Here is a 14232-nt window from a genome sequence, read left to right as displayed (position 1 = left end):
CCGTCACTGAGGGCCCGGTCGTCCCCTGTTTTCGACGCCGCCGGCATTAAACCGCTCGGCCACATCTGCTAGCGTGCCGGCATGAACATGCACACTTCAGCAGAAACCGACGCCCCCGAGGTGACACCGTCGGCGCCCGCCTCCGGCAGCGTCACGCCGATGATGGAGCAGTATATCGAGATCAAGGCGGCGAACCCGGATTCGCTGCTGTTCTACCGCATGGGCGATTTCTACGAGCTGTTCTTCGACGATGCCGAGAAGGCGAGCCGGGCGCTGGGCATCGTCTTGACCAAGCGCGGCAAGCACCAGGGCCATGACATTCCTATGTGCGGCGTGCCGGTGCATGCGGCCGACGACTATCTTCAGAAACTGATCGGCCAGGGATTTCGCGTTGCCGTCTGCGAGCAGATCGAGGATCCGGCGGAAGCCAGGAAGCGCGGCGGCAAATCGGTGGTGCGCCGCGACGTGGTGCGGCTGGTCACGCCCGGCACCATCACCGAGGACAAACTGCTGGCGCCATCGGAATCAAGCTTCCTGATGGCGTTGGGACGAGTGAAGGGCAGCGGCAGCGAACACGCCTTTGCGCTGGCCTGGATCGAGATCTCGACCGGCGTTTTTCGCGTCGCCGAGACCACGGCCGACCGCCTGCTGGCCGATGTGTTTCGCGTCGATCCGCGCGAGCTGATTGTCGCCGAGCCGGTATTTTACGATCCCGAGCTGAAAGCGGTGTTCGACGTCATCGGCCGCGTCGCCAGTCCGCAGCCGCCGTCGCTGTTCGATTCGGCTTCCGCCGCGGGGCGCATCGCGCGTTTCTTCGAGGTGGCGACGCCGGACAGTTTCGGCGCCTTCTCGCGCGCCGAATTGTCGGCGATCTCCGGCGCCATTGCCTATGTCGAAAAGACGCAGAAGGCCGAGCGGCCGCCGCTGTCACGCCCCGAACGCGAGGAGCAGGGCTCGACGCTGTTCATCGATCCGGCGACGCGCGGTAATCTGGAGTTGCTGCGCACGCTGTCCGGCAGCCGCGACGGCTCGCTGTTCAAGGCGATCGACCGCACGGTGACCGGCGGCGGCGCCAGACTGCTGGCCGACCGGCTGATGGCGCCGCTGACCGATCCGGCGGCGATTGCGGCCAGGCTCGATTCGGTGTCGTTCTTCCGTGCGGAGACACAGCTTTGCCAGGCGGTGCGCTCAAGCCTGAAAAGCGTCGCCGATATGCCGCGCGCGCTGTCCAGGCTGGCGCTCAACCGTGGCGGCCCGCGCGACCTCGGCGCGCTACGCGCCGGTTTCGAGGCGGCGGGCGCGATCGCCGAAATCTTTGCGACCACTAGTTTGCCGCATGAATTGGCGGAAGCCCTTGCTGCTATTCAAGCGCTGCCGAGCGCGCTGGCCCAGCATCTGACGCAAGCGCTCGGCGAGGAACTGCCGTTGCTCAGGCGTGACGGCGGCTTCGTGCGCGGCGGCTACCATGCCGAACTCGACGAGATGCGGGCCTTGCGCGATGAGTCACGCAAGGTCATAGCCGGGCTGGAACGCTCGCTGATCGAGGAGACCGGCATCCGCTCGCTAAAAATCCGGCACAACAACGTGCTGGGTTATTACATCGAGGTCACCGCCAACCACCACTCGATCATGACCGGCAGCGACGGCGCCAAGGCGCGCTTCATCCATCGCCAGACCATGGCCAACGCCATGCGTTTCACCACGACCGAGCTTGCCGAACTCGAGACCAAGATCGCCAATGCCGCCGACCGGGCGCTGAGCATCGAGCTTGCCGCCTTCGACACGCTGACGGCTGAAGCGGTCGGCGAGGCGCAAAAAATCCGCGCCGGCGCCGATGCGCTCGCCGTGCTCGACGTGTCGGCAGCCCTTGCACTGTTGTCGGAGAGCGAAGCCTGGTGCCGGCCGCTGGTCGATTCCAGCCTTGCCTTTGATATTGCAGGCGGGCGCCATCCGGTGGTGGAACAGGCGCTGCGGCGCTCGGGCGAAGGGCCGTTCGTTGCCAATGATTGCGATCTGTCGCCGCAAGGCGGCGCCAAAGCCGGCGCCATCTGGCTCTTGACCGGCCCGAACATGGGCGGCAAGTCGACGTTCCTGCGGCAAAACGCGCTGATCGCAATCCTCGCCCAGACCGGCTCCTTCGTGCCGGCGACGTCGGCCCATATCGGCGTTGTCGACCGGCTGTTCTCGCGCGTCGGCGCCTCGGACGATCTGGCGCGCGGCCGCTCGACCTTCATGGTCGAGATGGTCGAGACGGCGGCGATCCTCAACCAGGCCGGCGAACGGGCGCTGGTGATACTGGATGAGATCGGCCGCGGCACCGCCACTTTCGACGGCCTGTCGATTGCCTGGGCGGCGGTCGAGTACCTGCATGAGAAGAACCGCTGCCGGGCGATCTTTGCCACCCATTTCCATGAGATGACGGCGCTGTCCGGCAAACTGCCACGCCTCTCCAATGTCACCATGCGGGTCAAGGAATGGGAAGGCGACGTGGTCTTCCTGCACGAGGTCGGCAAGGGTGCCGCCGACCGTTCCTACGGCGTGCAAGTAGCCCGCTTGGCCGGACTGCCCGAGGCAGTCGTCGGTCGCGCGAAGGAGGTGCTGCACCAGTTGGAAGAAGGCGAGGTTTCGGGCAAGGCCAACCGGCTTGTAGACGATCTGCCGCTGTTTTCGGTGGCGGCGAGGCGGGAAGCGCCCAAGCCGGCGAAGAGCGATGCTCTCGGCGCTGCAATCGGCGAGATCAACCCCGACGAGATGACGCCGCGCGAGGCGCTGGAGGCGCTCTACCGGCTGAAGGGGCTGGCGGGGAAACCCTAGCCTAACTCAGGCCTTTGACCATTGGCCTTGACCCGACTGTACCAAACGGTACAATGCGTCTCATCGCCTTTGCCGATGGGAGAATTCCATGAGCCGTCCGCCCTTGCCGCCGTTCACGGCCGAAACAGCGGCGCAAAAGGCGCGCCTCGCGGAAGACGCCTGGAACAGCCGCGACCCGGAACGGATCTCGCTCGCCTATACCGAGGACAGCACCTGGCGTAATCGCGCCGAGTTTGTTTCCGGCAGAAGGGAGATCGTCGGCTTCCTCAAGCGCAAATGGGCGCGCGAGTTGGACTATCGACTCATCAAGGAAGTGTGGACCTGGAACGACAACCGCATCGCGGTGCGCTTTGCCTATGAATGGCGCGACGACAGCGGCCACTGGTTCCGCTCCTACGGCAATGAGAACTGGGAATTCGACGAAGCCGGGCTGATGCGCCGCCGCGTCGCCAGCATCAACGACCTGCCGATCACTGAGGCCGATCGCAAATATCATTGGCCGCTCGGCCGCCGGCCGGACGACCATCCGGGCCTGACCGAACTCGGGCTGTAAAAGTCGCCAATGCGGCGCATCGCACCCGACCGCGACCAGCTGCTGGCGATGGTGGCTGAGGTCTTTCGCGAACACGGCTATGAGGGCGCGAGCATCGCGCTGATCGGCGCGGCGACGGGGCTGGGCAAGGGAAGCCTTTACCACTTCTTCCCCGGCGGCAAGGAAGAGATGGCAGGGGCCGTCATCGCCCATATCGACGGCTGGTTCGAGGACAATGTCTTCGAACGCTTGCGCGACGGCACCGATCCGCGAGCCGGGATCGAGCATATGTTCGAGGCGACCGACAGCTATTTCCGCTCGGGGCGCCGGGTGTGCCTTATCGGCGCCTTCGCGCTGGAGGAATCGCGCGATCTCTTCGCCAGCCAGATCAGGGACTATTTCGGCCGCTGGGTCGGGCACCTCGCCGATGCGCTGGCGCGAGACGGGCACGGAACGACCGAGGCGGCCGAGCTTGCCGAAGAAGCGGTCGCTGCCATCCAGGGCGCGCTCACGCTTGCCCGCGCCGTCGACGATGCCGGCATGTTTTCGCGCGTGCTGCGCCGGACGCACATGCGGTTGGGGCTGACAGGCGGCGACGATATCTAGACAGGTTCGAAGCGGAAGCCTGTCTCGGTTCGAAAAACCCGGCCGACTCCCGGTGAATCGAGATGCGCTCCCGCAACGAAGCAGGCGTTGTCGGCGGCAAGGGCCAACAGTCGCAATCGGCTTGCGCGCGCCTGCTCCCGGTCGGCGTCGAATTCCCAGGCGATCTCCGGGCGATCGAACTGAAGCGACGGCACATGCACGGTGTCGCCCCAAATCAACAGTGTCTCGCCGGCGCTCGTCACGCGAAAGCACGTGTGGCCGACTTCATGGCCGGCGGCGGCAATGGTCTCGATGTTCGCGCCCAGACGCTGTCCGGCGTCGAAGGGCTGTGCTCGGTCGTGGAAGCGTTCCAGCCTCGCCACTTCCCGGAACATGTCGAGTTCAGCTCGCGGGACAAGCAGACGAGAGAGTTGCGGGAAGCCGTCGCCACCATCGGCAAGGATCAGCCCGTGGATATGGTCGAGATGGGTATGGGTGAAAGCAACGGTCCGTATCCGCCCAGTGGCGATCTTCGCCTCGCGAAGCGCCTCGGGCAGATGCCCCATTGTCGAGTGCCAGGCGTTCGAGGAGCCCGTGTCGATGAGCGTGATGTCGTTGCCGTCATCGATGGCAAACGCGTTGACCGATAGCCTGAGCGCGCCGTCGACGAGTGATACCTGCGCCGGTAGGTCATCGCCGAATGCAATGTCTCCCGGCTGGCGCAGTCGCCTTACCGGCATGTCGACATAGCCGTCGCGCAGTGACGTGACCGTCATTGCTCCGACTCTATACGCCGTATGATGATGGCCGGCCGAAATCCGTTCCAATCTAGATCATCTCCAGCCCGCGCTTGCGGGTCGGCGGCGGGAAGGCGCGGTCGAGTTCGGCGAGGTCTTCGCCTGTGAGCTTGATGTCGAGCGCCGCGACATTCTGGCGGACATGGTCCTGGCTGCTGGCCTTCGGGATGGCGATGACGCCTGGCTGCGCCATCACCCAGGCAAGCGCGATCTGTGCCGCCGTGGCGTTGTGGCGGGCGGCGATGATCTCCAGCCTGGCATTGCGCGCCAGCGCGCCCTGCTCGACCGGCGAATAGGCCATCAGCGGAATGCCACGTTGCCGGCTCCATGGCCCGAGATCGAATTCCGGGCCGCGCCGCGACAGATTGTAGAGCACCTGATTGGTCTGGACATTGTCGCCCGAGCGCAGCCCGGTCAGTTCCTCCATCTCGTCGGTGTCGAAATTGCTGACGCCCCAATGGCGGATCTTGCCGGCCTTTTTCAAAGCCTCGAAAGCCTCGACGGTTTCAGACAAAGGCACGCTGCCCGGCCAGTGCAGGAGATAGAGATCGATGCGGTCGGTGCGCAGGCGCTTCAGGCTGTTTTCGCAGGCCCGCGCCACGCCGGCGCGCGAGGCATTGGACGGCAACACCTTGGAGACTAGAACGAGTTCGTCGCGGCGTCGGCAATGGCTTCGGCCACCACCTCCTCGGCGCCGCCGCTGGCATACATTTCGGCGGTGTCGATCAGCGTCATGCCGAGGTCCAGCCCGAGCTTCAGGGCGTTGACCTCGCCGGCACGGCGGCGGGAATCCTCGCCCATCTTCCACGTACCCTGTCCCAGCACCTGGACGGCTTCGCCCGAAGGCAGCGTGGTGGTTCTGATCGTCGTTGGCATAGAGGCTCTATCTTTGTTACACAATTCCCGACGGAAAACCGCTCGCACTTTTCCTGGAATTGCTGGTCTGGCGGTCGATGCGCATGGCATCACAAGCACAGGGAGAAATCCAGAATGGATCTCTCCTGCATGATCGGGGATGCCTACTTCAGCGGATGGGCTGCGAGCCAGTCCTGCATCTGCTTGATCTCGGCTTCCTGCGCGGCGATGACGCCTTCGGCCAGCTTGCGGATTTCAGGATCCTTGCCATTGGCAAGTTCCACCTTGGCCATGTCGATCGCGCCCTGATGATGCGGGATCATGCCGCGCACGAAATCGACATCGGCATTGCCGGTGTATTGGGGGGCCATCATGTCGGCATGCATCTTGTCCATCGCCGCCTTGTAGCCTTCGGTCGACGGACCGGTCGCGTCTGTCGCCATCGCGCCCATGTCGTGTTTCATCTCCTCGGACTGCGCCGGAACGCTTTCGAGGAAAACGGCAAGCAGCATTCCCGCCGCCATCAGCAAAAGCACGATCTTTTTAGCCAAGGTCATCCATGATCTCCTGTTGATTGGATTTCGTATTTGGGGGTTGAGTTCAGAGTTTCAATGTCCTGAGCTGCAATGCGTTGGCGATCACCGAAACCGAGGACAGGCTCATCGCCGCCGCCGCCAGCATCGGCGACAAAAGTGTGCCGGTCAGCGGATAGAGCACGCCGGCGGCAATCGGCACGCCAAGCACATTGTAGAGGAAGGCAAAAAACAGATTCTGGCGGATGTTGCGGATCGTCGCCTGGGCCAGCGTTCGCGCCCGAACGATGCCGTTGAGGTCGCCCTTGACCAGGGTGATCCCGGCGCTTTCGACCGCAACGTCGGCGCCCGTGCCCATGGCGATGCCGACATCGGCGGCGGCAAGTGCGGGTGCGTCGTTGACGCCGTCGCCGGCCATGGCGACGCCGGTGCCCTTGGCGCGCAATTCCTCGACCAATGCCGCCTTCTGCTCCGGCAGCAGGCCGGCGCGCACCTCGTCGATCCCGAGGCTTTTGGCGATGGCGCGCGCCGTGCGCTCATTGTCGCCGGTCGCCATGATGATCTTCAGTCCCCTGTCGTGCAGTGCCCGGATCGCCTCGGCCGTCGTTGCCTTGATCGGGTCGGCGACGGCGACGATGCCGGCCAGTTTTTTGTCGACGGCAACGAACATGGCGGTCTTGCCTTCGGCCTGCAGCGCCTCGGCCCTGGCCGACAGGGGCGCGGTATCGATACCAAGATCGGCCATCATGGCGGCATTGCCGAGCGCGACCTCGCGGGTTGACACAGTGCCGGAGACGCCCTTGCCGGTGACGGCTTCGAAGCCACTGGCTTCTTCGATTGTCAGGCCACGCTCACCGGCGCCGCCGACGATTGCTTCGGCCAAAGGATGCTCCGAGCCTTTTTCGAGGCCAGCGGCGAGCGCCAACAATTCGTTCTCCGCTAGGCCAACCGCCGCGACGACATCGGTCAGGCGCGGCCGTCCCTCAGTCAAGGTTCCGGTCTTGTCGACGATCAGCGTGTCGACCGAGGCGAAACGTTCCAGAGCGGCGGCTTCCTTGATCAGCACGCCGGCGTGTGCGCCGCGGCCGGTGGCGGTCATGATCGACATCGGCGTCGCGAGACCAAGCGCGCAGGGACAGGCGATGATCAGCACCGAGACCGCCGAGACGATGGCGAAGATCAAGCTGGGCTCGGGGCCGAAGACGGCCCAGGCGGCAAAGGCGGCAAGCGCCACCAGCACGACGGTGGGGACGAAGTAGAAGGAGACGCGATCGGCCAACCCTTGAATCGGCGCGCGTGAACGCTGTGCTTTGGCCACCAGTTGAACGATGCGCGCCAGCGTGGTTTCCGCGCCGACCTTCTCGGCGCGCATGATCAGCGAGCCGTTTTTGTTGAGCGTGCCGCCGGTCAAGGCATCGCCATCAGTCTTTTCGACTGGCAGCGGCTCACCCGAAATCATCGATTCGTCGACCGAAGAGCGCCCCTCAAGCACGATGCCGTCGACCGGCACGGCATCGCCCGGACGGATGCGCAGCCTGTCGCCGGCCTTGACCGCATCGAGCGGCACGTCGGTCTCGGAGCCGTCCACGCCCAGCAGCCGCGCCGTCTTCGGCGCCAGGTCGAGCAGCGCGCGAATGGCCGAGCCGGTCTTTTCGCGTGCTCGCAGTTCGAGGACCTGGCCGAGGAACACCAGCGCGACGATGACGGCGGCGGCCTCGAAATAGACCGGCACGGTGCCGCCATGCCCGCGGAACTGATGCGGAAAGATGTCCGGAAACAGTGTCGCCACGACGCTGTAGAGATAGGCAGCACCCACACCGAGCGAAATCAGCGTCCACATGTTGGGGCTGCGGTTGACCAGTGAATCCCATCCGCGATGGAAGAACGGGAAGGCCGCCCACAGCACGACGGGGCTCGCCAGCGCCAGTTCGAGCCAAACCATCGTGCGCTCGTCGACAAAGGCCTGGAAAGTCAGGCCGAGCATCGGCGCCATGGCGACGATCAGCAGCGGCACGGACAGCACCGTACTGACCCAGAACCGCCTGGTGAAGTCGACCAGTTCGGGGTTCGGGCCCTCATCGCCGGTGGGAACGCCCATCGGCTCCAGCGCCATGCCGCAGATCGGGCACGAGCCGGGCTTGTCGCGAATGATCTCGGGATGCATCGGACAGGTGTATTGCGTGCCTTTCGGCATTGGCAGCGGTGCCGGCCTGTCGCCGAGATATTTTTGCGGCTCGGCTTCAAACTTCGCCTGGCATCCGGCCGAGCAGAAATAGAACCCCTGGCCTTCGTGCCGGAAGAAATGCCTGGCTGTGGCACGATCCACGCTCATGCCGCAGACCGGGTCCGTGGCGGTCAGGTATTTTTCAGGCTCAGCGACGAATTTCGTGCGGCAGTTCTCGCTGCAGAAGTGAAAGAGGCGACCGCCATGCTCGACCGACGGCTTGCCCGCTACCGGATCGACGCTCATGCCGCAGACGGGATCGCGCACCACGGCCTCGGCGGTCGGCACAGCCGCCTTTGCCGCACAGCAGCCGCCATCGGCCGTGTGCGCGTGGTGGTGATGCTCGGAATGCGCCATCGAATAAATGCCTTCATGTCTGTCTGGGTGCGGAGGTAGTGCTTCCAGTAACTGGAAGGTCAAGGGGCGATTTCCACTTTTCGATCATGGCCCCCATCGGACGGCATCGAGGGAAAAATCGCTTACGCAATTTCTTTCCTATGTTATGGACGCGACCACCTGCATCCGCTGCATCGAACCCACCCACATGAAATGCCTGGTTATCAATCTCGATCGGTCCCGCGACCGCCTCGCCCATGTGTCGGCCGAGTTCGCCCGCGTCGGCCTCGCCTTTGAACGGGTCGTCGCCATCGACGCGCGCGATCGGCCGGATCTGGCCGAAATGCCGCAAAGAAAAAAGCGTTTGCGTATGGCCGACACCGAGATTGCCTGCCTGCTCAGTCACAAACAGTGCTGGTCGATGATCGCGGCAGGCGATGACGCCTATGGCGCCATCTTCGAGGACGATGTCGTCTTCTCTGACAATGCCGGCGCTTTGCTTGCCGATGTGGGCTGGATCCCCGCCGATGCGGATATCGTCAAGCTGGAAACGTTCTTCAATCGAACCGTGATTTCACGCAAGGGGGTTGCCTGTGGTCACGGTTTTTCTGCGAGCAGGCTGCACGCCGTCCACATTGGCGCGGCCGGGTACATCCTGTCGAGACAGGCTGCCCGACACCTCGTCGACGCGGCGAATGAGATCGCCATTCCCGTTGATCATCTCGTCTTCAATCCGCGTTTTGCGGCCTCGTCCGGCAAGGTCATTTATCAGCTTGTGCCGGCTTTGTGCCTGCAGGCTCAGTTCCTTGGCGAAGGACCAGTGCAATTGCCGAGCCTGCTCAAGCAGGAGCGCGCGGAGGAACGGGTGGCAAGCGGGATGGACAAAAGGCGGCATAAGCCGATTGCCGCCAAGGTGAGGATCGAAGCCTGGCGGCTGGCGCGGCAGATCGTCGATCTCTTCCGGCTCCGGCAGGAGAAGGTCATTCCGTTCGAGTATCGCGGCCGGCGCGTCCGGCGGCCCCATACACAGCGCCGTGAAAACGCGCTATAGACGCCGCCGAAAGGCGAGGCCGACCGGTAACTTATGGCAAAAATCTCCCTCAAACTCGACGAGTTGATCGACGGCGACGCCCTGCGCCGCGAGATGACGGCGCTGACCTCGGCCGGCAGCGGCGCCGAGTCCGGCGCGCGCGTCGGTGCGCTCAAGCTGTTGAAGGGACGCCTGACCGAGGGCCGCAAGGTCGCCGAGCGCATGCTGATGGACGATGGCAGCGGCGCGGCCTGTGCTGCCCGGCTGTCGCATCTCATGGACGAGATCATCCGCGCCCTCTACGAGTTCGCCGCGACCCATGTTTATCGGGTGAAAAACCCGTCGACCGCCGAACGCATGGCCGTCGTCGCGGTCGGCGGCTATGGCCGCGGCACGCTGGCGCCGGGTTCCGACATCGACCTCTTGTTCCTGCTGCCCTACAAGCAGACGCCGTGGGGCGAACAGATCGTCGAATACATGCTCTATATGCTGTGGGACCTCGGGCTGAAGGTCGGCCACGCCACCCGCAACATCGACGAGTGCCTGAGGCTGTCGCGCAGCGACATCACCATCCGCACCTCGATCCTGGAGGCCCGGTTCCTGTGGGGAGAGCAAAAGCTCTTTGACGAATTGCTGACCCGCTTCGACCATGAAGTGGTGCGCACCACCGGGCCCGAATATGTTCAGGCCAAGCTCGCCGAACGCGACGAGCGCCATGCCAAGGCCGGCGAAAGCCGCTATCTGGTCGAGCCCAACGTCAAGGACGGCAAGGGCGGCCTGCGCGATTTGCAGACGCTGTTCTGGATCGCGAAATACTTCTATCGCGTGCGCACCGGCGAGGAGTTGGTCGACAAGGCCGTTTTCACCGAGGCCGAATACAGGGAGTTCCTCAAGGCCGAGGACTTTCTGTGGGCGGTGCGCTGCCACATGCATTTCCTCACCGGCAAGCCCGAGGAACGGCTGCATTTCGACATCCAGCGCGAAATCGCCGAGCGTCTCGGTTACACCACCCATCCCGGCCTGTCGGCGGTCGAGCGCTTCATGAAGCACTATTTTCTCGTCGCCAAGGATGTCGGCGACCTGACCCGCATCTTCTGCGCCGCGCTCGAGGAAGAGCAGGCCAAGCACGTGCCGGGCTTCAACCGCATCTTCCTCACCTTCCAGCGCCGCAAGCGCAAGCTGGCCGGCACGTCCGATTTCATCGTCGACAACCATCGCATCAACGTCGCCGACGACACGGTGTTCGAGCGCGACCCGGTCAATCTGCTCAGGCTGTTCTGGTTCGCCGACAAGCACGGGCTGGAATTCCATCCCGATGCGCTGAAGCTGCTCACGCGTTCGCTCGGTCTCGTCAACAAGTCGCTGCGGCGCGACGAGGAGGCCAACCGGCTGTTTCTCGACATCCTGACCTCGGACCGCAATGCCGAGCTCAATCTGCGACGCATGAACGAGGCCGGCCTGCTCGGCAAGCTGATCCCCGACTTCGGCAAGATCGTCGCCATGATGCAGTTCTCGATGTACCACCACTATACGGTGGACGAGCACCTGATCCGCTGCATCGGCGTTCTGGCCGAGATCGAGCGCGGCGACGGCGAAAAGGTGCATCCGCTGTCGCACACGCTGATGCCGGGGCTGAAGAAGAGCCGCGAAGCGCTTTATGTCGCCGTGCTCTTGCATGATATCGCCAAGGGGCGGCCGGAGGATCACTCCGAGGCCGGCGCAAGGATCGCGCGGCGCATCTGCCCGCATATGGGGCTGTCGGCCGCCGACACCGAGACCGTCGCCTGGCTGGTCGAGAACCATCTCGTCATGTCGATGACGGCGCAGACGCGCGACCTCAACGACCGCAAGACGATCGAGGATTTCGCCTCGATCGTGCAGTCGGTCGAACGGCTGAAGCTACTGTTGATCCTGACCGTCTGCGATATCAGGGGCGTCGGGCCAGGCGTCTGGAACGGCTGGAAGGGCCAGTTGCTGCGCACGCTATACTACGAGACCGAGCTACTGTTGACCGGCGGCTTCTCGGAGGTGTCGCGCGCCAAGCGCACGGCGGCGGCGCGCGAGCGTCTGGCCGAGGCACTGGCCGACTGGCCGGACAAGGCGCGCAAGCGCTATGTCGGCCTGCATTATGAGAATTACCTTTTGACCGTCGATCTTGCCGACCAGTTGCGCCACGCCGAATTCATCCGCGAGGCGGACGCGGCGGGCAAGAAGCTGGCCACCGTGGTCAGGACACACCAGTTCGAGGCAGTGACCGAGATCACCGTGCTGGCGCAGGACCATCCGCGCCTGCTCTCGGTCATAGCCGGCGCCTGTGCGGGCGCCGGCGGCAACATCGTCGACGCGCAGATCTTCACCACCTCCGACGGCCGCGCCCTGGACATCATCCTGATCTCCAGGGAGTTCGACCGCGACGAGGACGAGCGCCGCCGCGCCGAGCGCGTCGGCCGGCTGATCGAGGACGTGCTGTCGGGCAAGAGCTGGCTGCCGGAAATGATCGAGAAGCGCACCAGGCCGCGGCGCGGCGCCAAGGTGTTCAAGATTCCGCCGCGCGCCGAAATCCGCAACACGCTATCGAACCGGTTTTCGGTGATCGAGGTCGAGGGGCTGGACCGGCCGGGCCTGTTGTCGGAGATCACCAGCGCGCTGTCGGACCTGTCGCTCGACATCGCCTCGGCCCACATCACCACCTTCGGCGAGAAGGTCATCGACACTTTCTATGTCACCGACCTGACGGGACAGAAGATCGACAGCCCGGCGCGCACCGCCGCCATCCACACCAGGCTTATCACAGCGCTCGAGGGCGTGGCCCCCGAGCGCGGCGGCAAGGCCAAGGCGGCGGCCGAGTGACCATCACTTTGTCCCAATCACCCAGGCAATCTCCGCGCGCATGAGCCTCGTCAAGAAATTCGCCACAGTTGCATCCGGCACGCTGATGAGCCGCGCGCTGGGCTTTGGTCGCGAAATGCTGATGGCGGCCGCACTCGGCACCGGACCGGTGGCGGACGCCTTCAACGCCGCCTTCCAGTTTCCCAACACGTTTCGCCGGCTGTTTGCCGAGGGCGCGTTCAACGCCGCCTTCGTGCCGCTGTTTGCCAAGGAGATCGAGACCCACGGCACCGACGGCGCCAAGCGCTTTTCGGAGGAAGTGTTCGGCGTGCTGTTCTCGGCGCTGCTGGCGCTGACCATCGTCATGGAACTGGCGATGCCGCTGATCGTGCGCTATCTGGTGGCGCCGGGCTTTGCCGACACGCCGGGCAAGTTCGAGACGACCGTCCTGCTTGCGACGATCATGTTCCCCTATCTCATCTGCATGTCGCTGGCGGCCATGATGGCCGGCATGCTGAATTCGCTGCGCCGCTACTTCGCGGCGGCCGTTGCGCCCGCCTTCCTCAACATCATTCTGATCAGTGTTCTCGGCTATGCCTGGTACCACGGCATGGATGCGCATGATGTCGGCTTCAGCCTGTCCTGGGGCGTGCTGGCGGCCGGCCTGGTGCAACTCGCCATCGTGTGGGTGGCGGTGCGCAATGCCGGTATCGCAATCGGTTTTCGCCGGCCGAAGATGACGCCCAACGTCAAGCGGCTGCTGATCCTGGCGCTGCCGGCGGCGATCACCGGCGGCATCACCCAGATCAACCAGCTGATCGGCACGGCAATCGCCTCGGCGCAGGACAGCGCCGTGTCCTCGCTGGCCTACGCCGACCGCATCTATCAGCTGCCGCTCGGCGTCGTCGGCGTCGCGGTGGCGATCGTGCTATTGCCGGAACTGTCACGGGCGCTGAAATCCGGCAATTTGATCGAGGCTGCCAACCTGCAGAACCGCTCGGTCGAGTTCACGTTGTTCATGACCTTGCCGGCGGCGGCGGCGCTCTGGGTGATGTCGGAGCCGATCGTGCGGCTGGTCTATGAGCGCGGCGCCTTTGCAACCAACGGCTCGACGCCGACGGTTGCCGCGATCCTGGCGATCTTCGGCCTCGGACTGCCGGCCTTCGTGCTGATCAAGGCCTTCACCCCCGGCTATTTCGCGCGCGAGGATACGCGGACCCCGATGATGTTCGCCGCCATCTCGGTCGGCGTGAATGTTGCCACGGCACTGACACTGTTCCCGAAGATGGGCGCGCCCGGCATCGCGGTGGCCTCGGCCGTCGCCGGCTGGGTCAACGCGGTGATGCTGCTTGCCGTGCTTATCAGGCGCGGCCATTGGGGCCGAGACGTGCCGCTGTTGAAGCGGATTCCGCGCCTGGTGCTGTCGGCGGCGGTGATGGCGGCGGCGCTCTATTGCGCCGAACACTGGCTGGCCGTCAGGCTCGGCCCCGGCTCGCCATTGGTGATCAAGGCGACGACACTGCTGGCGCTGGTCGCCGGCGGCGCGGCTCTCTACTTCGTCACCGCGTTTGCCACCGGCGGCGCCGATTTCGGCATGATCCGGCGCAACGTGAAACGCGGCTCGGGCAAGGCAGCCCCACCCGCCGCAAACACCGAACTGGACGAGTAGTCGGGGCAGCCCGACGGCAACACCGGTC

Annotated in this window: 9 protein-coding genes and 1 pseudogene; 6 read left to right on the top strand and 4 right to left on the bottom strand. The window is 64.6% G+C overall.

Annotated elements, in window-relative coordinates:
• The first annotated feature begins 81 nt into the window (after nucleotides 1-81).
• The 3 genes from mutS to JQK88_RS06085 all read left to right on the top strand — a co-directional run bounded on the left by mutS (nucleotide 82) and on the right by JQK88_RS06085 (nucleotide 3952).
• Complete coding sequence (gene mutS, locus JQK88_RS06095; RefSeq protein WP_192249651.1) at nucleotides 82-2814, top strand: DNA mismatch repair protein MutS; 2733 nt, start codon at nucleotides 82-84, stop codon at nucleotides 2812-2814.
• 88 nt (nucleotides 2815-2902) lie between these two features.
• Nucleotides 2903-3367, top strand: coding sequence for a nuclear transport factor 2 family protein (locus JQK88_RS06090; RefSeq protein WP_192249648.1), 465 nt, complete (start codon nucleotides 2903-2905; stop codon nucleotides 3365-3367).
• A 9-nt stretch (nucleotides 3368-3376) separates the two neighbouring features.
• Nucleotides 3377-3952 (top strand): TetR/AcrR family transcriptional regulator, encoded by a 576-nt coding sequence (locus JQK88_RS06085; protein WP_203277753.1) that lies wholly within the window; start codon nucleotides 3377-3379, stop codon nucleotides 3950-3952.
• Here JQK88_RS06085 and JQK88_RS06080 read toward each other — a convergent pair.
• The 4 genes and pseudogenes from JQK88_RS06080 to JQK88_RS06065 all read right to left on the bottom strand — a co-directional run bounded on the left by JQK88_RS06080 (nucleotide 3949) and on the right by JQK88_RS06065 (nucleotide 8697).
• Nucleotides 3949-4707: an MBL fold metallo-hydrolase gene (locus JQK88_RS06080; RefSeq protein ID WP_246501491.1), complete on the bottom strand. Its 759-nt coding sequence runs from the start codon at nucleotides 4705-4707 to the stop codon at nucleotides 3949-3951. The two genes, JQK88_RS06085 and JQK88_RS06080, sit on opposite strands and share 4 nt — an antisense overlap.
• 52 nt (nucleotides 4708-4759) lie before the next feature.
• Nucleotides 4760-5604, bottom strand: a pseudogene (locus JQK88_RS06075) (aldo/keto reductase).
• A gap of 143 nt (nucleotides 5605-5747) precedes the next feature.
• On the bottom strand, nucleotides 5748-6140 hold the full coding sequence (gene copM, locus JQK88_RS06070) for a CopM family metallochaperone (RefSeq protein ID WP_192249640.1): 393 nt from the start codon (nucleotides 6138-6140) through the stop codon (nucleotides 5748-5750).
• 43 nt (nucleotides 6141-6183) lie between these two features.
• The gene (locus tag JQK88_RS06065) at nucleotides 6184-8697 is read right to left on the bottom strand and encodes a heavy metal translocating P-type ATPase (protein WP_192249638.1); all 2514 of its coding nucleotides are present in this window, start codon (nucleotides 8695-8697) and stop codon (nucleotides 6184-6186) included.
• A gap of 187 nt (nucleotides 8698-8884) precedes the next feature.
• On the opposite strand from JQK88_RS06065, the gene JQK88_RS06060 reads away from it, so the two are divergent.
• Genes JQK88_RS06060 through murJ form a run of 3 tightly spaced genes read left to right on the top strand, consistent with a single transcriptional unit; the run spans nucleotide 8885 to nucleotide 14204 of the window.
• Nucleotides 8885-9727 (top strand): glycosyltransferase family 25 protein, encoded by an 843-nt coding sequence (locus JQK88_RS06060; protein ID WP_192249636.1) that lies wholly within the window; start codon nucleotides 8885-8887, stop codon nucleotides 9725-9727.
• A 33-nt stretch (nucleotides 9728-9760) separates the two neighbouring features.
• Nucleotides 9761-12556 (top strand): [protein-PII] uridylyltransferase, encoded by a 2796-nt coding sequence (locus JQK88_RS06055; RefSeq protein ID WP_192249634.1) that lies wholly within the window; start codon nucleotides 9761-9763, stop codon nucleotides 12554-12556.
• 40 nt (nucleotides 12557-12596) lie between these two features.
• Nucleotides 12597-14204 carry a murein biosynthesis integral membrane protein MurJ gene (gene murJ, locus JQK88_RS06050; protein WP_203277752.1) on the top strand — a complete coding sequence of 536 codons (1608 nt, stop codon included), beginning with the start codon at nucleotides 12597-12599 and terminating at the stop codon, nucleotides 14202-14204.
• Nucleotides 14205-14232: the final 28 nt, after the last annotated feature.

The organism is Mesorhizobium caraganae (genome assembly GCF_016836705.1).
Taxonomy (GTDB): Bacteria; Pseudomonadota; Alphaproteobacteria; order Rhizobiales; family Rhizobiaceae; genus Mesorhizobium; species Mesorhizobium caraganae.
Note: the sequence above shows the minus strand (reverse complement) of the source record. Positions and strands in the feature narration are given on the sequence as shown.